Genomic DNA, 24883 nt, shown 5'->3' with positions numbered 1-24883 from the left:
CACGCGCCTCAACGGAAGAGGAAGTCGTCCGACACCAGGCTTCCGATCAGCGTGTGGTGGAGCGTCAGCGACGTGTGGTCATCGACGGTGATCACGACGTCCAGGCCCACCTGCTGGGCGTGCGCCATCACATCCCCGTAGCTGGTGAAGACCGACTTGCTGAAGCCGATCAGGTCGTGGTCGGCGCCGTCGGTGTCGAAGTTCACGATCGTGTCGTTGCCGAAGCCGGCCGGGAACACGAACTTGTCGACATGGTCGTCCTGGCCCACGAACTGGTCGGCCGTTCCCTTGTTCTGGGCCAGTTCGACGCTGATCGACGCCGAAGCGCTGGGGCTGGTGAAGATGTCGTCGAGCCCGTCGCCGTTGAAGTCGCCGACGAACCAGCCGCGCAGGCCGGGATCGCTGGAGCTCCTCAGGCCTTGACCGTGGAACGAGCTCCCGTCGGAGAGCAAGACCTCGTTGCCGCCCGTCGCCGCGTCGCGCCGCAACAGATCGTCCTTGCCGTCGCCGTTGAAGTCGCCGATCGCCCACTTGTCGGCCCCGTTCCCCGTCGTCGACCAGATCGCGACCGTATCGAACCCGGCGCCGTTCGATATCAAGACCTGGAACCCCGAGTCGTTGATGACGCGCCCCAGGTCGTCCTTGCCGTCGCCGTTGAAGTCGCCGATCAGCCAGCCCGTCGAGCCGTTGCCCGCCGAGGTCCATGACCCAGCGCTCGCGAACGACGACCCCGTCGACAGATAGACCTGGCCGCCGGAAACGCCGGGTGCGTAGTTGAGGATGTCGCTGCGCCCGTCGCCGTCGAAGTCGCCGATGTACCAGCGACCAGCGTTGAGGTTGGGCTGAGCCCAGCTGCCCGCGCCGACAAAGGTCGCGCCGTTGGACAGGAAGACCTGGGCGCCGGAAGCGTCGGGGATCACCCGGAAGATGTCGTCCTTGCCGTCGCCATTGAAGTCACCGACGTACCAGCCTTGCGAACCGTTGCCCGCGCCGGTCCAGCTGGCCGGCGTCGAGAAGCCCGAGCCGCTGGACAGCAGCATGTTGGCGCCGGAGACGCCGGGCACGTAGGAGAATACGTCCGCCTTGCCGTCGCCGTCGAAGTCCCCGAGGTTCCAGGGCGTGGTGCTGGACTGCTCGGTCCACGAACCACCGTTGAGAAACAGCGTCTTCGTCGCGGCCAGACCGGCCAGGACGTCGCCGAAGCCGTGGGTCAGCGCCCAATCGGCGACCGCGTAGCGCTGGAAGTCGTATTCCACGCCGTTGGCCACGGAGGTCATGTAGACGCGCACCAGGTTATCCACGACGTCCTGGTAGTGTTCGCCCATATCAAGGTGTGCGTTGTCGAAGAGATAGACCGTCGGCGTTCCCGAGGTGTCGACCACCTGGTTCCAGGCCCCTTCGACGGCCACCCCGGTCGCCGCGTTCAGCGACCACCAGTGTCCGTCGAGATTGACTTCGTTGATCACGAAGTTGGGCGTCACGATGATGCGGCTCTCGATGCCGGCTTGGTTCAGGAGGGCGGCGAGCACGGTCGCGAAGTCGGACTGCGACGCGGTCGAGGCCGACAGGAGGCCGGCGACATCGCTGGCCCCCGCGTCCGCGCCCAGGTTCCACAGGCCGGAGACCGCCTGAAGATAGAAGAACGCGTGGCTTTCAGCGGTGGAGAAGGCGCTGTTGGGCGCCGCGGCGGCGAACTGCTGCTCCACATAGCCGACCAGACCGGAGAAGCTGGTGATCCCGACGCGCCATCCGCCGTCGGCGAAGGCGGTGCTGACGTCGCTGTCCACCTGCGCGGCGTGCAGGCGCTGAAGCGGGATGTTGAGTATGGCGTAGTACTGGTCGAGCGTCAGTCCGTTCAGGTCGGAGTTGAGGGTCAGATAGCCGTTTTGGCTGTTGTCCGACGTCGGCCAGTCGGCGAGGTTAATCTCGGACAGGAAGGCGTCGCCGTAGGGCAGGCTGTGGAAGAAGTCGACGGTGTTGTATCGGTAGCCGTCCGCGAAGAAGCCGTCGTCGAAATAGGCGAGCATGTTCTGGCGGAATTCGACCAGCGCCTCGCGGTAGATCGAGGAACCCAGCTGCATGCCTTCGTGGTCGAAGCTGATGGCCTTCACGGTGGTGCTGGTGTCGACGATCTGGTCGACCGACGCCTCGTAGGCGATCCCCACATTGGCGTCCAAGGTCCACCACTTGCCGTCCAGCGAGGCCTCGACCAGGACGTGACCCACGCCGCCGACCACCCGCGTCTCGATGCCAGCCTGCGAAAGCAGGAAGGTCAGAACCGTGACGTAGTCCGTGCAGCAACCGATAGGCGAGTCGAGGTAGGTGCGAACCGACATCGTCGCGGGGTCGATGGCGCCCGTTATCTCGTTGTTCTGGACAGCGCCCGGCGCGTAGATGTCGGTCAGGTTGCCGTAGCTCCACAGACCCGAGACCCACTGCATGTAATAGAGAGCGCGGCTTTCCTGCGTTGAAAATGTGTGCGTGGTCTCCGCCGCGTAGGCGTCGGTGAATTTGTCCGCGACGAAGTCGGCCAGTTCCGTGAACGAGTGGATGTCCGCGCGCCAATCCTTGGCGCTGGCCTCGTGCGAGACGTTGCTTTCGAGGTTGGCGATCTGGATGCGCTGGGCGTTGTCCGTGATGGTGTCCCGCGCGGTCTGCGCGTCCATGACCCACCAACCGCCAACCCAGTTACTCACCAGGTTAATATTAAGGTCGAAGGAATCGTTCACCCACTGAGTGACGCCGCTGACCCCCAGAGTGTCCATCTTGATGATGGTCGCGCCGGAATTGCTCCACCCGCCAACCGTATTCCAAACTCCGTCTTCCAGCGTGAAGGTCAGATATTGCACGTCATCATTTTGTACTTTGATGTCAAAGTACAAGCTCTGGCCAAGATAGGCGATGAGTGGCGATGCAGAATACGTGTATTGCAACCTACTATAAACCTATCCGTGTTCGATCTGTAGCTCAATCGTTATAATACAGCCTTAGGCTTAACGGGTACAGACACAACTTAGAGCGCATCCCATCAGCCGGAACCGCCCTTTATTTCGGCGCCGACGCAAGGAGCGTTTCGTCGTTCAGCCGACCGCCCTATATGTCGAACGTCGCCGAGCCGTTAACGGCCAAGCTCTTCTTCCCGCCCTGTTGATAACCCCATGCCTCATGCAAAGATCTGCGGCCTTTCGACCCTCCAGGCCGTGACGGCCGCCCTGGACGGCGGCGCGACGCATCTGGGTTTCGTGTTCTTCGCCAAGAGCCCCCGCAACCTCGACCCCGAGGCCGCCGCCCGGCTGGCCGCGCCGCTGCGCCAATCACCAGTCAAGACCGTGGCCGTCACCGTCGATCCCGACGACGCCCTGGTCGACCAGCTGATGGCCACGCTGAAGCCCGACCTGATCCAGGTGCACGGCAAGGAGACCCCCTCGCGGGTCCGCGAGATCGCCCGGCGCAGCGGGGCCGGGGTGATCAAGGCCTTTTCGGTCTCGTCGGCGGCGGACGTCGACCAGGCCTCGGCTTTCGACGGCGTGGTCGAGCACCTGATGTTCGACGCCAGACCGGTGGAAGGATCCGCCCTCCCCGGCGGAACCGGCGCAAGGTTCGACTGGAGCCTGCTGGAAGGCCGGCGATTTTCTCGCCCGCATTTCCTGGCCGGGGGGTTGGATCCGTGGAACGTAGCCCTGGCGATCAAGGCCTCCGGCGCGCCGCTGGTGGACGTTTCCTCTGGCGTCGAGCGGGGTCCCGGCCTAAAGGACCCGGCTCTGATCACGGCGTTCCTCGACGCCGTCAAACGCGCGTGATGTTTCGCCTGATGTTTCGGAAGAGCTCGTGAACGTTCCGACCAAACCTAATGACTGGTCCGCCTACCCCGACGCCAGGGGCCGCTTCGGCGACTACGGCGGCCTCTATGTGGCCGAGACCCTGATGCCGCTCGTGCTCGAGCTGGACCGGGCCTACACGGAAGCCAAGAACGATCCGAGCTTCCAGAAGGAGCTGAGCGGCTACCTGACCCATTATGTCGGCCGCCCCAGCCCGCTGTATTTCGCCGAGCGCCTGACCCGGCACATCGGCGGCGCGAAGATCTATTTCAAGCGCGAGGAGCTGAACCACACCGGCGCGCACAAGATCAACAACTGCATGGGCCAGATCCTGCTGGCCCAGCGCATGGGCAAGACCCGGATCATCGCCGAGACCGGCGCGGGCCAGCACGGCGTGGCCAGCGCCACCGTGACGGCGCGCTTCGGCCTGCCCTGCGTGGTCTATATGGGCGCCGTCGACGTGGCGCGTCAGAAGCCCAACGTCTTCCGCATGAACCTGCTCGGGGCGGAAGTGCGCCCGGTGACCTCGGGGGCCGCCACCCTCAAGGACGCCATGAACGAGGCGATGCGCGACTGGGTCACCAACGTCCACGACACCTATTACATGATCGGCACCGCGGCCGGTCCGCACCCCTATCCGGCCATGGTCCGGGACTTCCAGGCGGTGATCGGCAACGAGACCCGCGAGCAGATCCAGGAGGCCGAGGGCCGGCTTCCGGACGCGGTCGTCGCCTGCGTCGGCGGCGGTTCGAACGCCATCGGCATGTTCCACCCGTTCCTGGCCGACGAGAGCGTCAAGATCTACGGCGTCGAGGCCTCGGGCCACGGGCTGGAGACCGACAAGCACGCCGCCTCGCTGACCGGCGGCCGCCCGGGCGTGCTGCACGGCAACAAGACCTACCTGCTGCAGGACGCCGACGGCCAGATCCTGGACGCCCACTCGATCTCGGCCGGCCTGGACTATCCGGGCATCGGGCCGGAGCACTCGTTCCTGCACGACGTCGGCCGGGCCCAGTACCTGACCTGCACCGACGACGAGGCCCTGAAGGCGTTCCAGCTGTGCGCCGAGCTCGAGGGCATCATCCCGGCCCTGGAAAGCGCCCACGCGATCGCCAAGCTGCCGCAGCTGGCCAAGGAGATCGGCGAGGGCGGGGTGATCGTGCTGTGCCTGTCGGGCCGAGGCGACAAGGACATCTTCACCGTGGCCGACGCCCTCGGGCGGACGATCTAGATGCGTTCGACTCCGCGCTCCACGCCCTCGTCCTTCGACAAGGGTTTTGGCTCCACCGCTTTTCCAGGCGGGAACTGAGATCATGACCAAAGACCGTATCGATCGCCGGTTCGCGGCCCTGAAGGCCGAGAACCGCGCCGGCTTCGTCTCCTACGTGATGGCCGGGGATCCCGACGCCGCCACGGCGCTGGCCATCCTGAAGGGCCTGCCGGCCGCCGGGGCCGACCTAATCGAGCTGGGCTTCCCGTTCTCGGACCCGATGGCCGAGGGCCCGACCATCCAGCGCGCCAGCCAGCGCGCCCTGGCCCAGAAGATGACCCTGAACGGCACGCTGGACCTGGTCCGCGCCTTCCGCGAAGGCGACCAGGACACCCCGCTGATCCTGATGGGCTACCTGAACCCGCTGGTGAACAAGGGCTTCGAGGCCTTCGCCCATGACGCGGCGCAAGCCGGGGTCGACGGCCTGATCGTGGTCGACTGCCCGCCGGAGGAGGCCGATCCGCTGGCCGACGCGCTCGAGGCCGCCGGGATCTCGCTGATCCGCCTGGCCGCCCCGACCACCGACGACGCGCGCCTGCCGGCCGTGGTCCGCCGCACCTCGGGCTTCCTGTACTACGTGTCGGTGGCCGGCGTGACCGGCGTGAAGTCGGCCGACGCCGGCGACGTGGCCCCGGCCGTGGCCAGGCTGCGCGCGGCCTCGGGCCTGCCGGTGGCGGTCGGTTTCGGCATCCGCACCCCGGCCCAGGCCGCCGCCGTGGCCCGCGTCGCCGACGCGGCCGTGGTCGGCTCGGCCTTGGTGGACGAAATCGAGTCCGCGGCCAAGGTGAACGAAAACGTGACCGAGAAGGTTCTTCTCAAGGCGTCGGAGCTGGCTAAGGCTGTGCGGTCGGCGCGACTCGAATTGGCGTGAGGCTGAAGGCTATGGCGATGGCTGAACCCCAGGGGCCCAAGAAGGGCGACAAGACCAAGGCGCCGGCGGAGGGCCGTCGCGGCGGCTGGCTGTCGCGGATCGCGCCCGGCGTGCGCGGCGCGTTCGCCAAGCGCGAGACCCCGGAGAACCTCTGGGTCAAATGCCCCGACACGGGCGAGATGATCTACCGCTCCGACCTGGAGGCGGCCCTGTGGGTCACCCCGGCCGGACGCCACATGCGCATCGGTCCCGAACTGCGCTTCAAGTTCACCTTCGACGAGGCGCTGTTCTCGGTCCTGCCGACCCCGGCCGTGTTCGAGGATCCGCTGAAGTTCTCGGACGGCAAGTCCTACAAGGACCGCCTGGCCGCCGCCCGCAAGGCGACCGGCGAGCAGGACGCCATGGCCATCGCCTTCGGCAAGGTCGGCGGCGTCGACGCCGTGGTGCTGGTCCAGGACTTCGCCTTCATGGGCGGTTCGCTGGGCATGGCCGCGGGCGAGGGCTTCATCGCCGCCGCCGAGGCCGCGATCGAGCGCCAGGTTCCGCTGGTGGCCTTCACCGCCGCCGGCGGCGCGCGGATGCAGGAAGGGGCCCTGTCCCTGATGCAGATGGCCCGTACCACCCTGGCCATCAACGCGATGAAGGACGCCGGCCTGCCCTACGTCGTGGTGCTGACCGACCCGACCACCGGCGGCGTCACCGCCTCCTACGCCATGCTCGGCGACGTGCACCTGGCCGAGCCGGGCGCCCTGATCGGCTTCGCCGGTCCCCGGGTGATCGAGCAGACCATCCGCGAGACCCTGCCGCCGGGCTTCCAACGCTCGGAATACCTGGTCGAGAAGGGCATGGTCGACCGTGTCACGCCGCGCAAGGAGCTGCCGGCCGTGCTGGGCTCGATCCTGGGCACCCTGATGATGGGACGCGGGCTCAAGGCGGCCTAGGACGTTCGTGAACGAACCTCGTCCTTCGACAAGCTCAGGATGAGGTTCGAATTTGGCGCTGAGTGAGCAATAGCCCTCATCCTGAGCCTGTCGAAGGACGAGGGCGGACCCTCATGACCGACCACCTCCGCGCCCACGACGCCGCGCTGGCGCGGCTGCAGGCCCTGCATCCCAAGCTGATCGACCTGTCGCTGGAGCGGATGGTCCGGCTGTGCGCGGCCCTGGGCGACCCGCAAAGGCGCCTGCCGCCGGTGATCCACGTGGCCGGCACCAACGGCAAGGGCTCGACCGTCGCCTATCTGCGGGCCATGGCCGAGGCGGCGGGGCTCCGCGTCCACGTCTTCACCTCGCCCCACCTGGTGCGGTTCGCCGAGCGCATCCGCCTGGCCGGGTCCCTGATCACCGACGAACACCTGGCCGAGGTGCTCGAGCGCGTCGAGACCGCCAACGCCGGCCTGCCGATCACCTTCTTCGAGATCACCACCGCCGCGGCGTTCCAGGCCTTTTCCGAGGTCCCGGCCGACCTGTGCCTGGTCGAGGTGGGGCTGGGCGGGGTGCTGGACGCCACCAACGTGGTCATGCCCGCCGTCAGCGTCATCGCCCCGATCGACATCGACCACCGCGAGTTCCTGGGCGACACCCTGGCGGCCATCGCCCAGGAAAAGGCCGGGATCATCAAGCCGAACATCCCGGTGGTCAGCGCCCGCCAGGCCGAGGAGGCCGAGCGGGTCGTCGAGCGCGAGGCCGACCTCGCCGAAGCGCCCCTGACTCTGATGGGCCGCGACTTCGACGCCTGGAGCGAGCGTGGACGGCTGCTGGTGCAGCTGCAGGACCGCCTGCTGGACCTGCCGGCCCCGTCGCTGCCCGGCGAGCACCAGTTCGCCAACGCCGGCCTGGCGGTGGCGGCGATGCTGGTCCTGAACGATGCGCGCATCGACGAGGCGGCCATGGCCCGAGGGATCGCCGCCGCGACCTGGCCCGCGCGGTTCCAGCGGCTGACGGCCGGACCGCTGGCCGCGCGCGCCAAGGCGGCCGGGGCTGACCTCTGGCTCGACGGCGGTCACAATCCGCACGCCGGCCAGGCCGTGGCCAGGGCCCTGGGCGACCTGGCCGCCCGCGACGGCCGGCCCGTGGCGCTGATCTCCGGCCTGCTGGCCAACAAGGACGCCGCCGGCTTCTTCGCGCCGTTCGCGGCGCTCGAGGCCAAGGTCTTCACGGTCACGTTCGAGGGCCACGCCGCCGCCAGCGCCGCCCAGACGGCGGCGGCGGCGGAGCTGGCCGGCCTGCGGGCCCAGGCCTGCGACAGCGTCGAGGCGGCCCTGGACAAGGCGCTGGCCGTCGCGCCGACGCCGCACGTGCTGATCTGCGGCTCGCTCTATCTGGCGGGCGAAGTGCTGGCGACGAGTCCGGAGACGTGGCCGGTCTAGGGGTCGGTCTAGGCGCCGGTCCGAACTAGACCAGGATGTTCAGCAGCGAGCCGGGGCGCAGGATGCGTTGCGGCTGTTCGGTTGGCTGGACGAACGGGCGGGCCGGCGGCTGGCGCTGCGGCTGGGCCTGGGTCTGCAGTTGGACGGCGATCGGCGGCGTGGTCGGCCGGGTCGCGGCGGCGTCGCCGACGGCCGCCTGGAAGAACGCCGCCGCGCGCGAGCCGCCGGTCCCCGTCGTCCCTTGGGACGAGGCGGGCCTCTGCGGAACGGCCGGCAAGCCGGTGGGGCGGATCGTGCTCATGAACGCGACTCTATCATGGTTAACGCAAAGTCGGCGAGCATGGTCAACGCGCGGTTAATGGTCGCGGTTCAGCGCCGGAAAACTACGGGAAAACCCGGAGAAAAATGAACGCCGGATGAAAGTCGGGTTGTCGACGCCGTTCAGGCTCGGCCGCCTAGGCTGTCCCCAGGATCGACCCGGATCGGGGCCGGGCGGTCGGACTCGAACTGATCTGAAAGGGACACCCGATGCGCACCACCGCAAAGACCACCGTTTCGCTGCTCGCCGCCGCCACCGCGGCCCTGAGCCTGGCTTCGGTCCCGAGCTTCGCCTCGGCCCATGACGGCCGCTATTATCGCGACCACCATCGTTACGAGCGCTACGACAGCCGTTACGACAGCCGTTACGACAGCCGTTACGACAGCCGTTATCGCAGCTACGACAGCTGCCGCTCGCACCGCAAGAACGGCAAGGCGACCGGCGCGATCATCGGCGCCGTGGCCGGCGGCCTGCTGGGCAACTCGGTCTCGCACGGCAACCGCACCCCCGGCACCCTGCTGGGCGCGGGCGTCGGCGCCTATGCCGGCAGCCAGATCGGCAAGGGTTCGCGCTGCTGACGCCGCTGAAACCGAACGCGGGCCCGGACCGGCATGGCCGTCCGGGCCTTTTCGCGTCCAGAGTCTTTGATTTTAGGCGTCTTCTTCGCGCGAGCCGGCGTCCACCTCGCTTGAAAACGCTTTAGCGCAGCTTGCCCAGCATCTCCTGGACGTCGGCGTCGGTCAGCGGGCCGCTGTGCTTGGCCAGGATCACGCCGTCGGCTCCGACCAGGAAGGTCTCGGGCACGCCGGTGACGCCGAACTCGATGCCCGCGCGGCCCGTGCGGTCCGCCAGCTTGACGGCGAACGGGTCGCCCAGCTCGGCGAGGAAGGCCTGGGTCCGGGCCGGCTCGTCCTTGTAGGCGACGCCGACCACGGTGACGCCCCGGGCCTTGAGCGCCATCAGCTGCGGCTGCTCCACCCGGCAGGGCGCGCACCAGGAGGCGAAGAAGTTGATCAGCCGCGGACCAGCCGGCGCGTCGCGCACCGCGACCATCGCGCCGGTGTCGAGGTCGGGCAGGGTCACGGCCGGGACCGGCTTGCCGACCAGGGCGTGGGGCTGGACATGCGGGTCGTGCTTGAGCGCGTAGCCGGCGAACAGCACGCCCAGGCCCAGCAGGACGATCAGCGGCGCGTAGCCGATCCAGCGGTTCACGGCTTCCCCGCCTCGCCTTGGGTCTCGCCTTGGACTTGGCGGCGCGCCTGCAGCCGCTCGGCCTCGCGCCGCCAGCGGCGGGCCGAGGCCAGGCTGTCGGCGATCATCCAGACGAAGGCGGCGGCCGTAAGGGCGAAGGCCGGCCAGACATAGACCGCGTACTTGCCGGCGTCGAAATCGAAGTGCATCCCTTAGCCCTCCGCCGCTTGCAGGGCCAGGGCCCGGGCCTTGCGCCGCCAGACCAGGGCGCGGATCCGCACCAGCCACAGCGATCCGAACGCCGACAGATAGGCCAGGCTCATCACCAGCATGGGCCAGGCATAGACCGCCGGCAGGGCGTCGCCCGGCTTGGCGAACAGCGTGGAGCTGCCCTGGTGCAGGCTGTTCCACCATTCGACCGAGAACTTGATGATCGGCAGGTTGATCAGGCCGACCAGGGCCAGGATCGCCGCGGCGCGGGCCGCCTTCTGCTCGTCCTCCAGGGCCGAGCGCAGGGCCAGATAGCCCAGATAGAACAGCAGCAGCACCAGCACCGAGGTCAGGCGGGCGTCCCACACCCACCAGGTTCCCCACATCGGCTTGCCCCACAACGAGCCGGTGACCAGGGCCAGGACCGTGAAGGCCGCGCCCAGCGGCGCGCAGGCCACGGCGGCGGCGTCGGCCAGGGCGTGGCGGAACACCAGGGCCAGGAAGCTGGCCACGCCCAGGCACAGATAGACGAACATGCTGATCACGGCGGCCGGCACGTGGATGAACATCATCCGCACCGTGTCGCCCTGCTGGTAGTCCTCCGGCGCGACAAAGGTCAGCACCAGGCCGACTCCGGCCAGCACCGCCGCGATCACGCCGAACATCGGCGCGGCCCAGCTGGAAAAGGCCATGAACCGCTCGGGGTTCGTCAGGAAATCCAGCGGATGATGTCGGTCACGGGCGTCCATTTCCGAGCCTTAGAAGACCTGGAGGACGCCCGCAATCGTCGAGACGGTCCAGCCGGCCTCAGGGCTTGCCCGGCATGCCGTCCGGACCGCCCTCGAAGCGCCGGGTTTCGACGTGGCGCATCATCGCGCCATGACCGCCGACCATCGGGCCCAGGGCGTCGAAGGCCTTCTTCTGGCTGGGCGACAGGGCCGCGTAGAAGGCGCGGGTGGCGTCGATGCGCGCCTTGGCGCGGGCCAGGTGCTCGGTCTCCCGATCCAGGCGCTCGGGCGTGGTCAGCGCCTTGGGCGGACCGTCCCCGTCCCCCTTCTTCGGCCGGTCGCCGTCCCAGTCCTTGGGCTCGGTCGCGGCCAGAAAGGCCTTCAGGGCGCCGTCCTGGTCGGGACGCAGCTGCAGCACGTCGCGCAGGTGCTGGGCGCGGGCTTCGGGATCCATGTGATGATGGCGCATCATCATCATCGGACCGCCGGGGCCATCGTGGGACATCGGCATGCCGGAGGGGGGCATGCCGGAAGGGGGCGGGCCGGGCGGCGGCGGACCGTCCTGGGCGACGGCGGCCGTCGCGGTGGAGAGGAGGATCGCGGCCGCGGCCGTCAAGGCCAGGCGGCTCGGTTGCATGCGCATCTGATTGCTCCGTGGAAAATACCTTGAGCAGAACCTCAATTCCCCATGTAACGCCGGAATGTCAGAATCTTCGACGAATGTTGCAGGACTGACGGACAGATCGTCGATAACGCTTTGACGCCGCGATGGATTCTCGCGGCGCCGCGCCCCAACGGAGGTCCCGGAATGCTCTACCTGCTGGTCAAGGCCGCGATTTCGGGGGTGATCATCGCCCTGGTGTCCGAGATCGCCAAGCGCCAGCCGGGCTTCGCCGCCCTGGTCGCCTCGCTGCCGCTGATCTCGATCCTGGGCATGCTGTGGCTGTGGCGCGACACCCGCGACGTCGGACGGATGGCCACCCACGTCGAGGCGACCTTCTGGTACGTGCTGCCGTCCCTGCCGATGTTCCTGATCGTACCGGCCCTGCTGCGGCGGGGCGTGAACTTCTGGATGGCGCTGGGCGCCGGTTGCATCGTCACCGTGGGCCTCTATCTGACCATGACGGCGATCGGACCGCGCTTCGGCCTGAAGCTCTGACTGCTGTCATGCGCTGACGGCGGTTCGGGCCGGAGTGGGTATCGACAACATTCAGGCTCGGTGCGTGGTCCTCGTCCTTCGACAGACTCAGGATGAGGACCATTTACAAGTCCGAGGCTAGAAAAACCTCATCCTGAGCTTGTCGAAGGACGAGGTTTTCGTCCCAGCCGCCGAATGTCGATGCGGGCTAGACCGCGCGCCTATCTCCGCCCCTCCGAACACGGTTAGAAGCCTGGCCATGAAACGCCCCGACAAGCATGTCGCCTTCCTCGCCCTGATCGTCGCCGGCGTCTGCTGGGGGCTGGGCTTCCCGCTGGGCAAGCTGGTGCTGCGCGAGACCGACGCGGCGCACATGGTGCTGTTGCGGTTCGCGGTGGCGGCGGTGGTCGCCGCGCCGTTCGCCCTGAGGACCGCCGAGGCCCGGGCCCTGTTCCGCTCGCCGGTGATCCTGGCGGCCGGGGCGCTGTACGGGATCGCCTTCATGGTGCAGTTCGAGGGCCTGGCCCATGTCAGCGTCACCCTGGCGGCCCTGCTGGTCGGGGCCATGCCGGCCCTGATCGCCATCTCGGCCAAGCTGCTGGGCGAGAAGGTCAGCCGCGCCTCATGGGGCGGGGTGGCGGCCGCGACCCTGGGCGCCGCCCTGATCGCCGGCAAGCCGGACGGGGCCGGCTCGCCCCTGGGCGTGGCCCTGTCGCTGGGCTCGCTGTTCATCTTCCTGGCCTGGCTGATCGTGCTGCGCCGCGCGCCCAAGGCCCCGACCCCGATGGCCATACCGGCCGTGACGGTGATCATCGCCGCCGCCACCGTGCTGCCGATCTCGTGGGTCATGCACGGACCGCCCAAGCTGGATCTTTCGCCGATGGTCTGGGTCGGCATTCTCGGCCTGGGCGTGCTGGGCACTCTGCTGGCCACCGCCGCCTGGCAGTTCGGCTCGGCCCGGGTCGGCAGCGCCAGCGCCGGGGTGTTCATCAATATCGAGCCGCTGATGGGCGCCTGCATCGGGGTGTGGCTGTTCGGCGACCACCTGACCTGGGCCCTGGCGGCCGGCGGCCTGATGATCATCGCCGGCAGCTTCGCGGTGGTGCTGGGCGAGCGGCATGTGGCACCGGTGACGGCGAGCGCGGGGCCGATCTAGGCGACTAGATCGTTTCAAACCCTTCCTGCCAGTGATCCTGGTCTAGCCGGTAACCGTCGATACTGAAGCCTTCAGGAGTATCGCAAAAGCCCGGCTGGACCATCAGCCGCAGAACGGCATCTTCGGCTGCGGCTTGCGAGCGATAGACCCCAATCAACTTGGTGTCGTCACCGAACTCGTCGTCGGCCCTGACGTGATGAAGAACGTAGACTGTATTTTTCTCATCCACGATCCAACCTCCCAACCTCAGTCCAGCGCGTTCCGGCACGCCGCCGCCATGGCGATCGGGCCCAGGGCCACGGCCGCGGCCGAATAGGCCAGCAGCAGGAACAGTCCCCCCGTCCACGGCAATCCCCCGGCCAGGGCGTCCAGCGCCCCGGCCCCGAAGATCACCGGCGGCACGTAGAGCGGCAGGACGATCACCGCCACCAGCAGGCCGCCGCGCTTGGACCCCAGCGCCAGGCTGGCGCCCAGTCCGCCCAGGAACGAGAAGGCCAGGCCCCCGGCCAGGGCGCAGGGGATCAGCAGCGGGATGATGTGCGGCGAGGCGCCCAGCGCCAGGGCGGCGATCGGAGCGGCCAGGGCCAAGGGCGCGCCGGCCGCCAACCAGTGGGCCAGGCACTTGGCCACGGCCACCGCCTCCAGCGGGGCGGGACCCAACGCCAGCAGGTCCAGCGCCCCATCCTCGAAGTCGCGCTCGAACAGGCGCTCCAGGGAGAGCAGGGCGGCCAGGGCCAGGGCCAGCCAGGCGATGCCGGGGGCCAGCGAGGCCAGCCGCTCGGGCGCGCGGCCGGCCGCCAGCGGCAGCAGGGTCACGACGCAGGCGTAGAAGGCCAGGGCCAGCAGCGGCCCGCCGCCATTGCCCCAGGCCAGGGCCAGCTCGCGGCGCAGCAGGATCAGGAACGCCTTCATCCGCCGACCTCCACCACGCGGCAGGGAACGGGCAGGGGATCGTGGACGGCGGCCAGCACCATGCCGCCGCCTTCGAGGTGTCGAGCCATCAGGGCGCCGAAGCCCTCGCGATGGCCGGCGTCCAGCGGGGCCATCGGCTCGTCCAGCAGCCACAGCGACCGGGGGCTGGCCAGCAGCCGGGCCAGGGCCACGCGCCGGCGCTGACCGGCCGACAGACGACGGATCTCCAGGTCGAGCAGGCGGTCCAGGTCCAGCTTCTTCGCGGCCGCGCGCGCCGAGGCCTCGGACCCGCCGGTCCAGCGGGTCTGGAACAGCAGCTCCTCCCAGGCCGAACGCGTCGATTTCAGGCCGTCGTGATGGCCGACCAGGTGCAGCCCGTCGGACCGCGCGACCTCGGCCTCCAGCGGGCCGGCCTCGCCGTCGAAGCCGATGACGCCCCGCGACGGCCGCAACAGGCCCGCCACGGCCCGCAACAGGCTGGTCTTGCCCGCGCCGTTGCGTCCCGTCAGGGCCACGGCCTGTCCCGCCGAGATCTCCAGATCCAGACCCGAGAACAGCCGCCGCTCGCCGCGAACAAGACTTAAGTCCTTGATGCGAATAGCTCTCAACATGGACGGGAAGCCCTCAAGACCCTGCCCTGTGCATGGACGTTGCCGACGACGACCGCTAAGAAGCCCTCGGCCGTCACCCTCCGCATTGGATGGGGCGTACGCGGCGCGAGGATGGACGCTGTGGGTCCGCCTCGATCGCGCGATCCCTGGAGAGGTTTTCCGGCGGCCGTGGACAGAGAAGGGATCCTTCGAAATGGCGTCTGTAGACAGCCTCAAAACCCGCCGCGAACTTGTCGTCGGCGGCAAGACCTACGTCTATTACAGCCTTCGCGCCGCTGAGGAAGCGGGTCTGAACGGCGCCGGCAAGCTGCCGGTCTCGATGAAGGTGCTGCTGGAGAACCTGCTGCGCTACGAAGACGGCGTTTCCGTCAACGAAGCCGACCTGAAGGCCGTGGCCAACTGGCTGGACAACAAGGGCAGCGTCGAGCACGAAATCAGCTTCCGCCCGGCCCGCGTCCTGATGCAGGACTTCACCGGCGTTCCGGCCGTCGTCGACCTGGCCGCCATGCGCGACGCCATGGTCGCCCTGGGCGCCGACCCGGCCAAGATCAACCCGCTGAACCCCGTCGACCTGGTCATCGACCACTCGGTGATGGTCGACAACTTCGGCAATCCCAAGGCCTTCGAAGACAACGTCGCCCGTGAATACGAGCGCAACCTGGAGCGCTACCGCTTCCTGCGCTGGGGTTCGTCGGCGTTCAACAACTTCCGCGTCGTGCCCCCGGGCACCGGCATCTGTCACCAGGTGAACCTGGAATACCTGGCCCAGACCGTCTGGACCAACGAAGCCGAGGGCGAAACCACCGCCTATCCCGACACCGTCGTCGGCACCGACAGCCACACCACCATGGTCAACGGCCTGTCGGTCCTGGGCTGGGGCGTGGGCGGCATCGAGGCCGAGGCCGCGATGCTGGGCCAGCCGATCCCGATGCTGATCCCGGAAGTCATCGGCTTCAAGCTGACCGGCGCCATGCCGGAAGGCGCGACGGCCACCGACCTGGTGCTGACCGTCACCCAGATGCTGCGCAAGAAGGGCGTGGTCGGCAAGTTCGTCGAGTTCTACGGCGACGCCCTGGCCAACCTGACCCTGGAAGACCAGGCGACCATCGCCAACATGGCTCCGGAATACGGCGCCACCTGCGGCTTCTTCCCGATCAGCGCCTCGACCGTGGCCTATCTGAAGGGCACCGGCCGCGACGCCGCCCGCGTCGCCCTGGTCGAAGCCTACGCCAAGGAGCAGGGCCTGTGGTGGGAGCCGGGCGTGCCCGAGCCGACCTTCACCGACACCCTGGAGCTGGACCTGTCGTCGGTTCTGCCGTCGCTGGCCGGCCCCAAGCGTCCGCAGGACCGCGTGCTGCTGACCGAGTCCGCCGCCAAGTTCGCCGAGAGCCTGGCCGGCGAGTTCGGCAAGGCCGAGGCCCCCAACGCCCGCGTGCCGGTCGAGGGCGAGACCTTCGACGTCGGCCACGGCGACGTGGTCATCGCCGCCATCACCAGCTGCACCAACACGTCGAACCCCTCGGTCCTTATCGCCGCCGGCCTGCTGGCCAAGAACGCGGTGGCCAAGGGCCTGAAGGTCAAGCCGTGGGTGAAGACCTCGCTGGCCCCCGGCTCGCAGGTGGTCACCGACTATCTGCTGAAGGCCGGCCTGACCAAGCACCTCGACGCGCTCGGCTTCAACCTGGTGGGTTACGGCTGCACCACCTGCATCGGCAATTCGGGCCCGCTGCCCGAGAACATCAGCAAGGCCGTCAACGACGCCGACCTGGTGGCCTGCTCGGTGCTGTCGGGCAACCGCAACTTCGAAGGCCGCGTGAACCCGGACGTGCGCGCCAACTACCTGGCCTCGCCGCCGCTGGTGGTGGCCTACGCCCTGGCCGGCTCGATGAAGATCGACCTGGCCACCCAGCCGCTGGGCCAGGACAAGAAGGGCAATGACGTCTTCCTGAAGGACATCTGGCCCTCGAACGAGGACATCGCGACCCTGCAGCGCAAGTCGGTCACCGAAAAGATGTTCGCCAGCCGCTACGGCGACGTCTTCAAGGGCGACAAGAACTGGCAGGGGATCAAGATCACCGGCGGCCAGACCTACGCCTGGGAAGGTGACTCCACCTACGTCCAGAACCCGCCCTACTTCCCCAACATGTCGATGACCCCGACCCCGGTCACCGACATCGTGGAAGCCCGCGTCCTGGCCGTGTTCGGCGACTCGATCACCACCGACCACATCAGCCCGGCCGGCTCGATCAAGAAGACCAGCCCCGCCGGCCAGTACCTGATCGACCACGGCGTCGACCCGCTGGACTTCAACGGCTACGGCGCCCGTCGCGGCAACCACCAGGTGATGATGCGCGGCACGTTCGCCAACATCCGCATCCGCAACAAGATCACCCCGGACATCGAAGGCGGCGTGACCAAGCACTTCCCCTCGGGCGAGGTGATGTCGATCTACGACGCGGCCATGAAGTACCAGGCCGAGGGCCGTCCGGCCGTGGTGTTCGGCGGCAAGGAATACGGCACCGGTTCGTCGCGTGACTGGGCGGCCAAGGGCACCAAGCTCCTGGGCGTCCGCGCGGTGATCTGCGAAAGCTTCGAGCGCATCCACCGTTCCAACCTGGTCGGCATGGGCGTTCTGCCTCTGCAGTTCGTCCAGGAAGGCTGGCAGAAGCTGGAGCTGACGGGCGAGGAGATCGTCTCGATCCGCGGCCTGCAGGACCTGTCGCCGCGCAAGCAGCTGATCGTCGAGCTCTATCGCCCGACCGACGGCCGCATCGCCCGCTTCCCGGTCCGCTGCCGCATCGACACCCCCACCGAGCTTGAATATTTCAAGAACGGCGGCGTGCTGAACTACGTGCTGCGCAACCTGGCCAAGGCCGACTAAGCGCGACGCGCTCGAAAAGACGAAGCCGGGTCCCCACGGGGCCCGGCTTTTTCTTTGGGTTTTTCGTGCGGCGGATTTCTTCTTTTGCGCGAGAAAGCCGCCTTCACGGCCTCGTGAACGGCCATCGACCACGATCTTGGCTTAAGTGCCCCGCACATGCGTCAGGCCCTGCTCTTTCTCGCTCTCACCACCCTCGCGGGTTTTTCAGCCGCGCCCGCGCTCGCCGCGAAACCGCCGGTGGTCGTCGAGCTGTTCACCGCTCAAGGTTGCTCCTCCTGCGGCAAGGCCAACCAGGTCATCGCCGACATGGCCGACGACAAGGGCGTCCTGGCCCTGACCTATTCGGTCGACTACTGGGACTACCTCGGCTGGACCGACACCTTCGCCAAGCCGGCCTTCGCGACCCGCCAGCGCGCCTACGCCCAGAAGTTCTCGCTGCGCGACGTGCCGACCCCGCAGGTCGTGGTCGCGGGCCGCCAGCAGGCGTCCGGCGCCAAGGCCGAGGCGGTCGAGACCCTGGTCAAGGATGCGGCCAAGGCGCCGTCCAATCCGCCGGACATGGAATTCATCGGCGACGGCGGCCGCGTGGCCGTCGGCTCGGGCCCCGCGCCGCGCGGCGGGGGCGAGGTCTGGCTGGTGCGCTACGACCCGCGCGAGCAGGACATCGCCGTCAAGCGCGGCGACAACCGCGGCCAGACCCTGGTCCACCGCAACGTCGTGCGCGAACTGGTCCGCCTGGGTCCCTGGAACGGCCGGCCCAAGCTCTACCGCCTGCCCGTCGCCGCCGACGAGGCGCTGAAGACCGTGATCATCGTCCAGGGCGCCAAGGGCGGCCGGGTGATCGGGGTGCTGCAGGAAGTTTCGGAAAAGTAGGGTCCTCCCCCTGTGGGGGAGGTGTCGGCGAAGCCGACGGAGGGGGAGTGATCGGCAGATGCCGAATTCCTCGATCGATCCCACAACTCCCCCCACCGGCGCTTCGCGCCTCCCCCACAGGGGGAGGACCTATGTCCAAAAGAAAAGCCCGCGCGGGGAGGGGACACCGCGCGGGCCTCTTAGGGGGAGGGGAAATGTCTAGTCCGTCGGCTGACCAGAGCCCGAATCAGGGGGGCTGGGGGGCTGTTCAGGGTCCGGATCCGAGGCGTCCGATCAGCCGACACTGACCTTATGGCGGGCCAAATCGGCGGTGGAAGGGCGCGATAAAGGTCGTTTCGCGGCGGTTCGTGTCGTGGATGTGTCCGAGCCGCGCTGAACGTCGCGGTGGCGCGCACGCGAAAACCCCGCGTGGAGAGGGGCGCCACGCGGGGGTCTCGGGCAATGCTTTAGAGGGTGGTCTGTCGGCCGACCGGCCCACGATCGAGGGGGCTGGGGGGGCTGTTCAGGATCCTGAACCGCAGGATGTCCGATCGGCCGACCAGTCGAAGATGGTGGGCCAACCGGGCGGCGAGGGGTCGAAATTAAGGTCATTTCGTGGCCCATCGCGACAGTACGGAGATTATCAAGCGCCACTGTAGCAAGGCCGCAACGCCGGTCTCGACGCGCACGCCGCCCTTCGCCGAGGGGCGCTCGCCTCGAAGCCCGATTTGGGGTTAGGATTCGCCCGATGGCCCTGGATTCCCGCCCCCCGGTCACCGTCAAGAACGGTGTCGTTTTCTTCGAGCGTCGCGAGATCGACCAGCTCCTGCGGCTCTATGGCCGGATGGTCGCCGCCGGCGAGTGGCGCGACTACGGCATGGCCGGCCTCAGCGACCACGCGGTGTTCTCGGTGTTCCGCCATGCGGCCGAGGCGCCGCTCTACCGCATCGAGAAGCACCCGGCCCTGGCCCGCAAGCAGGGCGAATGGGCGGTGATCGGCCAGGGCGGCCTGACCCTCAAGCGGGGCCACGACCTGGCCCAGGTGCTGCGGATGTTCGACAAGGGCCGGTTCAAGGTCATCGACTGAGGCGCTTTTGAACCGATCGCGGGGCCGCCGGCGTTCCCATGGGACCGGGCGCCGGCTCGGCCTGACGGGAGCCCCGCATGATCGCCGAACCCCTTTCCGTGGCCCATCTGCTGGCCCGCACCTGGTGGCTGGTGCTGCTGCGCGGCCTGGCGGCGATCCTGTTCGGGGCCCTGGCCCTGCTGTGGCCGCACCTGACCCTGGTCATCCTGGTGATCCTCTACGCCGTCTACGCCCTGAGCGACGGGGTGTTCGCCCTGGCCGAAGCGCTGCGCGGCGGCGGCATCGTCCCGCGATGGTGGCTGGTGGTGATCGGGGTCGCGAATCTCGTCGCGGGCGTGGCCGCCCTGGCCTGGCCGGCGCTCACGGCGATCCTGCTGATCATCCTGATCGGCGTGTCCGCCGTGGCGCGCGGCCTGTTCGAGATCATCGGCGCCGTCCATATGCGCAAGGTCATCGACAACGAATGGACGCTGATCGCGTCGGGGACGATCTCGGTGCTGTTCGGGGCGGGGGTGGTCCTGGCGCCGCGGGCCGGCGCCTTGGCCCTGGCCTGGCTGATCGGCGTCTGGGCCATCGCGCTGGGCGTGCTGATCGTGGCCCTGGCGCTGCGGCTGCGCCGGCTGCGCCGTCGCCTCTAGGCCAGGAAAAAGGCCCCGGCGGTTTCCCGCCGGGGCCCTCGTCTCGAGTTCCGGACCTGGCGTCTAGCGGCGGCTGCCGAAGATGCTGAGCAGGAATTGGAACAGGTTGATGAAGTTCAGATACAGGTTCAGCGCGCCGTAGTTGGTGGCCACCGCCATCGAGTTCTGATCACCGCCCATTTCGTAATAGGCCATCTTCAGCCGCTGGGTGTCGTAGGCGATCAGGCCCGCGAAGATGAGCACGCCCAGGATGCTGATGATGAAGCTCAGGCCCGGCAGGTGCAGGAACATCTGGACCAGCGAGGCCAGAACCAGGCCGATCAGGCCCATGATCAGGAAGCTGCCGAAGCCGGTCAGGTCCTTCTTGGTGGTGTAGCCGAACAGGCTGAGGCCGCCGAAGGCGATCGAGGTGATCAGGAACGTCGTGAACACCGACTGGATGTTGTAGACGATCAGCCACAGGCCCAGGCCCGCGCCGATCGAGGCCACCAGCGCCCAGTACAGCGCGCCGGACGAGCGGGCGGTCGGGTTACGCATGGCGAAGATCGACACCAGGATCATGACCAGCGGCGCGAAGCGCAGCACCATGCCCAGCACCGTGAAGCCCGCCAGGCGGCCGTCCGGAGTGAGGACGTAGAGCAGGTTGGCGACCGGCGCGTAGGCGGTCGTCAGGTAGGCCAGGGCGGCGGACAGCAGAAGACCCAACGCCACCTTGTTGTAGACGCCGAGCATGAAACTGCGCAGGCCGGCGTCAACCGACATGTCGGCGCGATCCGCGGGGATCGAGCGCGCGTAGCCGCGGTTGAAGTCGTTCATCGGGGTAAGGCCCTTCGAAAAAGCAGCGCGCCCATCTTGGACGCTCCCCGAATATCGGGGTCCTGCGAGTATCATGCAAGATGTTGCGCTTTCCGTGGCGCGCGCCGCCCGTAAGATGGATGCGATAGATCCTTGAAAGGGGCGACATGGACTACGTCGAACTCGGCCGGACCGGCATCCAAGTCTCGCGCTGCTGCCTGGGCACCATGACCTGGGGCTCGCAGAACAGCGAGGCGGAAGCCCACCAACAGATGGACTACGCGCTCGACCAGGGCGTGACCTTCTGGGACACCGCCGAGATGTACGCCAGCCCGCCCAATCCCGAGACGCAAGGGTCGACCGAGCGCCATATCGGTTCGTGGCTGAAGACGACCGGCAAGCGCCAGCAGATCGTCCTGGCCTCCAAGGTGGCCGGCCGGGGCGCGGCGTTCGGCGGCCTGTCGTGGATGCGGCCGGACGGCGGCCCCACCCGCCAGACCAAGGCCCAGATCGACTATGCGGTGGAGCAGTCGCTCAAGCGCCTGGAGACCGACTATCTGGATCTCTACCAGCTGCACTGGCCCGACCGGCCGGTGCGGGTGTTCGGCGGCCAGACGTTCAAGGACTACGAGCAGGACTTCGAGGCGTTCGGCGACATCCTCGAGGCGCTGGACGCCCATGTGAAGAAGGGGACGATCCGCGCGATCGGCGTCTCGAACGAGTTTCCGTGGGGCGTGATGCGCTTCCTGGCCGAGAGCGAGCAGCGCGGCCTGCCGCGCATCGCCTCGATCCAGAACGCCTACCACCTGGCCAACCGCACGTTCGAATACGGCCTGGCCGAGATCGCCATGCGCGAACAGGTCGGCCTGCTGGCCTATTCGCCCCTGGCCCAGGGCGCCCTGACCGGCAAGTACCTGGACGGCAAGCTGCCGGCCGGCTCGCGCAAGGCCCTCTACAACCGCATGCAGCGCTACGAAGGCCCCGGCGCCGAGGAGGCGATCCGCGGCTATGTCGACCTGGCCGCCCATTTCGGCGTCGACCCCGCCCAGCTGGCCTTGAAGTTCTGCGACACCCGCCCGTTCGTCACGGCCACCATCATCGGCGCCACCTCGATGGACCAGCTGAAGACCAACATCGCCGCCTTCGACCTGACCTGGACCGAGGAGATGGAAAAGGCGGTCAACGCCCTGCACGCGCTGCAGCCGAATCCTTGTCCGTGAGAACCTAGGCCCTCCCCCTGTGGGGGAGGCGGCCGAAGGCCGGTGGGGGGAGTTGTGGGACGATCGATCCGAGTTGCGGTCCATGGCCTATTACTCCCCCCTCCGTCGGCTGCGCCGACACCTCCCCCACGGGGGGAGGATCGGCTAGAACAACGCCATGATCCGCCTGTTCACCGCCATCGCCATTCCCGCCGAGGTCGGCGACCACCTGTTGCCGCGCCAGCACGGCATCGAGGGCGCGCACTGGCGGCCGCGCGAAGCGTTCCACATCACCCTGAAGTTCATCGGCGACGTGCAGGAGACCATCGCCGCCGACCTGGACGAGGAACTGCGGGGAATCGAGGCCCCGGCCTTCGACCTCGAACTCCAGGGAGTCGGCCATTTCGGCGAGGGGATCGAGATCCACGCGGTCTGGGCCGGGGTCGCCGAGAACCCCGACCTGCGGCGCCTGGCCAAGGCCAATGAGAGCGCCGCCCGCCGGGCCGGCCTCAAGCCCGAGACCCGGGTCTACACCCCGCACCTCACCCTGGCCTATCTGAAGCGCCCCGCCGTGCCCGAGGTCGCCGCCTGGATCCAGGCCAACAACCTGCTGCACTCGCCGCCGTTCCGCGTCGACCGCTTCGGCCTCTATTCCAGCTGGCGCACCCACGAGGGCTCGGCCTACCGGCTGGAGGCGGAATACCCGCTGGGCTGAACCGGCCACCGTGCGTCCTTCGAGGCTCGGCTGCGCCTCGCACCTCAGGATGAGGAATTCAGTGGCAACAAAGCTCCTCATCCTGAGGCGCCCGCGAAGCGGGCCTCGAAGGACGCACGGCGCTTAAGCCGAAACGTTCAAGAACGGCGTTCGCTCTTGCGATTTGATCGCGCGGCGGGCCAGATCACGGCGGCGCTCAACGGAGACCCGCATGTCCCTCTATCTGTTCGCTCTGCTGATCGGCGTGGTCGCCGGCCTGCGCGCCATGACCGCCCCGGCCGCCGTCGCCTGGGGCGCGCACCTGGGCCTGATCCCGCTGACGGGCACGCCGCTGGAGTGGGTGGGCGGCACGATCGCCACCTGGGTGTTCACCGCCCTGGCCGTGCTGGAGTTGATCGGCGACCAGCTGCCCCAGACCCCCAGCCGCAAGGTTCCGGCCCAGTTCGGGACCCGCATCGTCAGCGGCGCCTTCTGCGGCGCGGCGATCGGCATGAGTGGCGGCGCCTGGATCGGCGGCGCGGTCGCCGGGGCGATCGGCGCGGTGATCGGCACGCTGGGCGGAGCGGACGTCCGCGGCCGCCTGGCCAAGGCGGTCGGCAAGGACCTGCCGGCCGGCCTGATCGAAGACGTCGTCGCGGTCGGCGGCGCGATCCTGATCGTCACCGCGGTCAAGTAGATGTCGGGCCCCATTCCCGAAAGGCGCGCCTTCGACGCCATCATCATCGGGGCCGGGCAGGCGGGCCCGTCCCTGGCCGGACGGCTGACCGACGCCGGCTGGACCGTCGCCCTGATCGAACGCAAGGACTTCGGCGGAACCTGCGTCAACACCGGCTGCATGCCGACCAAGACCCTGGTGGCCAGCGCCTACGCCGCCCACCTGGCGCGGCGGGCGGCGGAGTACGGCGTGGTCCTGCAAGGTGAAGTCGGCGTCGACATGAAGCGCGTCCACGACCGCGCCCGGACCGTCACGCTCAACGCCCGGGGCAACCTGGAAAAGTGGCTGGGCGGCATGAAGGGCTGCACGGTCTTCCGGGGCCACGCCCGCTTCGAGGGCGCCGAGACCGTGCGGGTCGGCGACGACCTGCTGACCGCCCCGAAGATCTTCCTCAATGTCGGCGGCCGCGCCAACGCGCCCGACATGCCGGGATTGGACCAAATCAGATACCTGACCAATGTCGGCATGATGGAGGTCGAGGCGTTGCCCCGGCATCTGGTGATCGTCGGCGGCAGCTATATCGGCCTTGAGTTCGCCCAGATGTACCGGCGCTTCGGCGCCAAGGTCACCGTGGTCGAGATGGGTCCGCGCCTGATCGGCCGCGAGGATCCCGAGATCTCCGACGCCGTGCGCGAGATCCTCGAGGCCGAGGGGGTGAACGTCCGCCTCAACGCCGAATGCATCGCCTTCGCCCCCTGTGACGAAGGGGTTTGCGTCCATGTCACCTGCGAGGACGGCGCGCCGCAGGTGACCGGCTCGCACGTGCTGCTGGCCATCGGCCGCAAGCCCAACACCGACGACCTGGGTTTGGACAAGGCCGGTATCGACCTCGATAAACGCGGCTACGTGGTCGTCGACGACCAGCTGAGGACCAGCCATCCCGGCGTCTGGGCGATGGGCGACTGCAACGGCAAGGGCGCCTTCACCCACACCGCCTACAACGACTTCGAGATCATCGCCGCCAACCTCCTGGACAACGACCCTCGGAAGGTCAGCGACCGCATCACCTGCTACGGCCTGTTCATCGACCCGCCGCTGGGCCGGGTCGGCATGACCGAGGCCGAGGCCCGCGCCACGGGCCGCCCGCTGCTGGTCGGCAAGCGCCCGATGACCCGGGTCGGCCGGGCGGTCGAGAAGGGCGAGACCCAAGGCTTCATGAAGGTGGTGGTCGACGCCGAGACCAAGCAGATCCTCGGCGCGGCGATCCTGGGCCTGAACGGCGACGAGGCGATCCACGGCATGATCGACATCATGTACGCCAAGGCGCCCTACACGACGATCCAGCGCGCGGTGCACATCCACCCGACGGTGTCGGAGCTGATCCCGACGATGCTGGGGGAGCTGAAGCCGCTGGTCTAGGCCGATCCACACTGGCCCCGGTGCGAGGTCCTCGTCCTTCGACAGGCTCA

General features: G+C 68.3%; 26 protein-coding genes and 1 pseudogene. 17 read left to right on the top strand and 10 right to left on the bottom strand.

The window, feature by feature from the left end; translation table 11 throughout:
• Positions 1 to 8: 8 nt before the first annotated feature.
• A complete protein-coding gene (locus tag ASD21_RS15970) occupies positions 9 to 2666 on the bottom strand; it encodes an FG-GAP repeat domain-containing protein (RefSeq protein ID WP_056443333.1) in 2658 nt (885 codons plus the stop codon).
• 492 nt (positions 2667 to 3158) lie between these two features.
• Between ASD21_RS15970 and ASD21_RS15965 the strand changes: the two genes are divergently transcribed.
• The 5 genes from ASD21_RS15965 (at position 3159) to ASD21_RS15945 (ending at position 8327) form a co-directional block, all read left to right on the top strand.
• The gene (locus ASD21_RS15965) at positions 3159 to 3800 is read left to right on the top strand and encodes a phosphoribosylanthranilate isomerase (protein ID WP_056443329.1); all 642 of its coding nucleotides are present in this window, start codon (positions 3159 to 3161) and stop codon (positions 3798 to 3800) included.
• A 28-nt stretch (positions 3801 to 3828) separates the two neighbouring features.
• Positions 3829 to 5049 (top strand): tryptophan synthase subunit beta, encoded by a 1221-nt coding sequence (gene trpB, locus ASD21_RS15960; protein ID WP_056443325.1) that lies wholly within the window; start codon positions 3829 to 3831, stop codon positions 5047 to 5049.
• A gap of 82 nt (positions 5050 to 5131) precedes the next feature.
• Positions 5132 to 5959, top strand: coding sequence for a tryptophan synthase subunit alpha (gene trpA / locus ASD21_RS15955; RefSeq protein WP_056443323.1), 828 nt, complete (start codon positions 5132 to 5134; stop codon positions 5957 to 5959).
• A gap of 11 nt (positions 5960 to 5970) precedes the next feature.
• A complete protein-coding gene (locus ASD21_RS15950) occupies positions 5971 to 6900 on the top strand; it encodes an acetyl-CoA carboxylase carboxyltransferase subunit beta (protein ID WP_056443320.1) in 930 nt (309 codons plus the stop codon).
• A 113-nt stretch (positions 6901 to 7013) separates the two neighbouring features.
• On the top strand, positions 7014 to 8327 hold the full coding sequence (locus ASD21_RS15945; RefSeq protein ID WP_056443317.1) for a bifunctional folylpolyglutamate synthase/dihydrofolate synthase: 1314 nt from the start codon (positions 7014 to 7016) through the stop codon (positions 8325 to 8327).
• Positions 8328 to 8352: 25 nt separating this feature from the next.
• Here ASD21_RS15945 and ASD21_RS15940 read toward each other — a convergent pair whose 3' ends face one another.
• The gene (locus tag ASD21_RS15940; protein ID WP_056443314.1) at positions 8353 to 8628 is read right to left on the bottom strand and encodes a hypothetical protein; all 276 of its coding nucleotides are present in this window, start codon (positions 8626 to 8628) and stop codon (positions 8353 to 8355) included.
• A 227-nt stretch (positions 8629 to 8855) separates the two neighbouring features.
• Here ASD21_RS15940 and ASD21_RS15935 point away from each other — a divergent pair, with 227 nt between their 5' ends.
• Positions 8856 to 9224 (top strand): glycine zipper 2TM domain-containing protein, encoded by a 369-nt coding sequence (locus ASD21_RS15935; protein ID WP_056443311.1) that lies wholly within the window; start codon positions 8856 to 8858, stop codon positions 9222 to 9224.
• 121 nt (positions 9225 to 9345) lie between these two features.
• Here ASD21_RS15935 and ASD21_RS15930 read toward each other — a convergent pair whose 3' ends face one another.
• From ASD21_RS15930 to ASD21_RS15915, 4 genes are read right to left on the bottom strand one after another with little or no spacing between them, the layout of a single operon-like run.
• Complete coding sequence (locus ASD21_RS15930) at positions 9346 to 9858, bottom strand: DsbE family thiol:disulfide interchange protein (protein WP_056443309.1); 513 nt, start codon at positions 9856 to 9858, stop codon at positions 9346 to 9348.
• A complete protein-coding gene (gene ccmD, locus ASD21_RS15925; RefSeq protein WP_056443306.1) occupies positions 9855 to 10046 on the bottom strand; it encodes a heme exporter protein CcmD in 192 nt (63 codons plus the stop codon). Before ccmD ends, ASD21_RS15930 begins: the two co-directional genes overlap by 4 nt.
• A gap of 3 nt (positions 10047 to 10049) precedes the next feature.
• A complete protein-coding gene (gene ccmC / locus ASD21_RS15920) occupies positions 10050 to 10796 on the bottom strand; it encodes a heme ABC transporter permease CcmC (RefSeq protein ID WP_056443303.1) in 747 nt (248 codons plus the stop codon).
• A 58-nt stretch (positions 10797 to 10854) separates the two neighbouring features.
• Complete coding sequence (locus ASD21_RS15915; protein WP_056443300.1) at positions 10855 to 11418, bottom strand: Spy/CpxP family protein refolding chaperone; 564 nt, start codon at positions 11416 to 11418, stop codon at positions 10855 to 10857.
• A 165-nt stretch (positions 11419 to 11583) separates the two neighbouring features.
• Between ASD21_RS15915 and ASD21_RS15910 the strand changes: the two genes are divergently transcribed.
• Together ASD21_RS15910 and ASD21_RS15905 are read left to right on the top strand one after the other, a co-directional pair.
• Positions 11584 to 11934 carry a DUF3147 family protein gene (locus tag ASD21_RS15910; RefSeq protein ID WP_056443297.1) on the top strand — a complete coding sequence of 117 codons (351 nt, stop codon included), beginning with the start codon at positions 11584 to 11586 and terminating at the stop codon, positions 11932 to 11934.
• A gap of 238 nt (positions 11935 to 12172) precedes the next feature.
• A complete protein-coding gene (locus ASD21_RS15905) occupies positions 12173 to 13069 on the top strand; it encodes a DMT family transporter (protein WP_056443295.1) in 897 nt (298 codons plus the stop codon).
• A gap of 4 nt (positions 13070 to 13073) precedes the next feature.
• On the opposite strand, the gene ASD21_RS15900 is transcribed toward ASD21_RS15905, so the two are convergent.
• Genes ASD21_RS15900 through ccmA form a run of 3 tightly spaced genes read right to left on the bottom strand, consistent with a single transcriptional unit; the run spans position 13074 to position 14592 of the window.
• The gene (locus ASD21_RS15900) at positions 13074 to 13298 is read right to left on the bottom strand and encodes a DUF7336 domain-containing protein (protein ID WP_056444131.1); all 225 of its coding nucleotides are present in this window, start codon (positions 13296 to 13298) and stop codon (positions 13074 to 13076) included.
• Positions 13299 to 13315: 17 nt separating this feature from the next.
• Positions 13316 to 13981, bottom strand: coding sequence for a heme exporter protein CcmB (gene ccmB / locus ASD21_RS15895; protein ID WP_056443292.1), 666 nt, complete (start codon positions 13979 to 13981; stop codon positions 13316 to 13318).
• Positions 13978 to 14592 carry a heme ABC exporter ATP-binding protein CcmA gene (gene ccmA, locus ASD21_RS15890; protein ID WP_056443290.1) on the bottom strand — a complete coding sequence of 205 codons (615 nt, stop codon included), beginning with the start codon at positions 14590 to 14592 and terminating at the stop codon, positions 13978 to 13980. Before ccmA ends, ccmB begins: the two co-directional genes overlap by 4 nt.
• Positions 14593 to 14785: 193 nt before the next feature.
• On the opposite strand from ccmA, the gene acnA reads away from it, so the two are divergent.
• The 4 genes from acnA to ASD21_RS15870 all read left to right on the top strand — a co-directional run bounded on the left by acnA (position 14786) and on the right by ASD21_RS15870 (position 20050).
• Positions 14786 to 17473 (top strand): aconitate hydratase AcnA, encoded by a 2688-nt coding sequence (gene acnA, locus ASD21_RS15885; protein WP_056443286.1) that lies wholly within the window; start codon positions 14786 to 14788, stop codon positions 17471 to 17473.
• A 156-nt stretch (positions 17474 to 17629) separates the two neighbouring features.
• A complete protein-coding gene (locus ASD21_RS15880) occupies positions 17630 to 18346 on the top strand; it encodes a DUF1223 domain-containing protein (protein WP_056443284.1) in 717 nt (238 codons plus the stop codon).
• 727 nt (positions 18347 to 19073) lie between these two features.
• Positions 19074 to 19412, top strand: coding sequence for a DUF2794 domain-containing protein (locus tag ASD21_RS15875; RefSeq protein WP_056443281.1), 339 nt, complete (start codon positions 19074 to 19076; stop codon positions 19410 to 19412).
• A 77-nt stretch (positions 19413 to 19489) separates the two neighbouring features.
• Entirely contained in the window at positions 19490 to 20050 is a 561-nt protein-coding gene (locus ASD21_RS15870; protein ID WP_056443278.1) for an HdeD family acid-resistance protein, read from the top strand.
• A gap of 63 nt (positions 20051 to 20113) precedes the next feature.
• On the opposite strand, the gene ASD21_RS15865 is transcribed toward ASD21_RS15870, so the two are convergent.
• Positions 20114 to 20866 (bottom strand): Bax inhibitor-1/YccA family protein, encoded by a 753-nt coding sequence (locus ASD21_RS15865; RefSeq protein WP_056443275.1) that lies wholly within the window; start codon positions 20864 to 20866, stop codon positions 20114 to 20116.
• 146 nt (positions 20867 to 21012) lie between these two features.
• Here ASD21_RS15865 and ASD21_RS15860 point away from each other — a divergent pair, with 146 nt between their 5' ends.
• The 5 genes and pseudogenes from ASD21_RS15860 to ASD21_RS15845 all read left to right on the top strand — a co-directional run bounded on the left by ASD21_RS15860 (position 21013) and on the right by ASD21_RS15845 (position 24833).
• Positions 21013 to 22065 carry an aldo/keto reductase gene (locus ASD21_RS15860; protein ID WP_056443272.1) on the top strand — a complete coding sequence of 351 codons (1053 nt, stop codon included), beginning with the start codon at positions 21013 to 21015 and terminating at the stop codon, positions 22063 to 22065.
• 157 nt (positions 22066 to 22222) lie between these two features.
• Positions 22223 to 22759 carry an RNA 2',3'-cyclic phosphodiesterase gene (gene thpR, locus ASD21_RS15855; RefSeq protein WP_056443270.1) on the top strand — a complete coding sequence of 179 codons (537 nt, stop codon included), beginning with the start codon at positions 22223 to 22225 and terminating at the stop codon, positions 22757 to 22759.
• A 30-nt stretch (positions 22760 to 22789) separates the two neighbouring features.
• A pseudogene (locus tag ASD21_RS24025) lies at positions 22790 to 22885 on the top strand (hypothetical protein); the annotation flags it as partial.
• Between the two features lie 85 nt (positions 22886 to 22970).
• Positions 22971 to 23435 (top strand): hypothetical protein, encoded by a 465-nt coding sequence (locus ASD21_RS15850; RefSeq protein ID WP_056443267.1) that lies wholly within the window; start codon positions 22971 to 22973, stop codon positions 23433 to 23435.
• Positions 23436 to 24833 (top strand): FAD-containing oxidoreductase, encoded by a 1398-nt coding sequence (locus tag ASD21_RS15845; protein ID WP_056443264.1) that lies wholly within the window; start codon positions 23436 to 23438, stop codon positions 24831 to 24833. It begins immediately after the preceding gene.
• Positions 24834 to 24883 lie beyond the last annotated feature (50 nt).

This window comes from Caulobacter sp. Root1455 (genome assembly GCF_001426905.1).
Lineage (GTDB): Bacteria > Pseudomonadota > Alphaproteobacteria > Caulobacterales > Caulobacteraceae > Caulobacter.
Note: the sequence above shows the minus strand (reverse complement) of the source record. Positions and strands in the feature narration are given on the sequence as shown.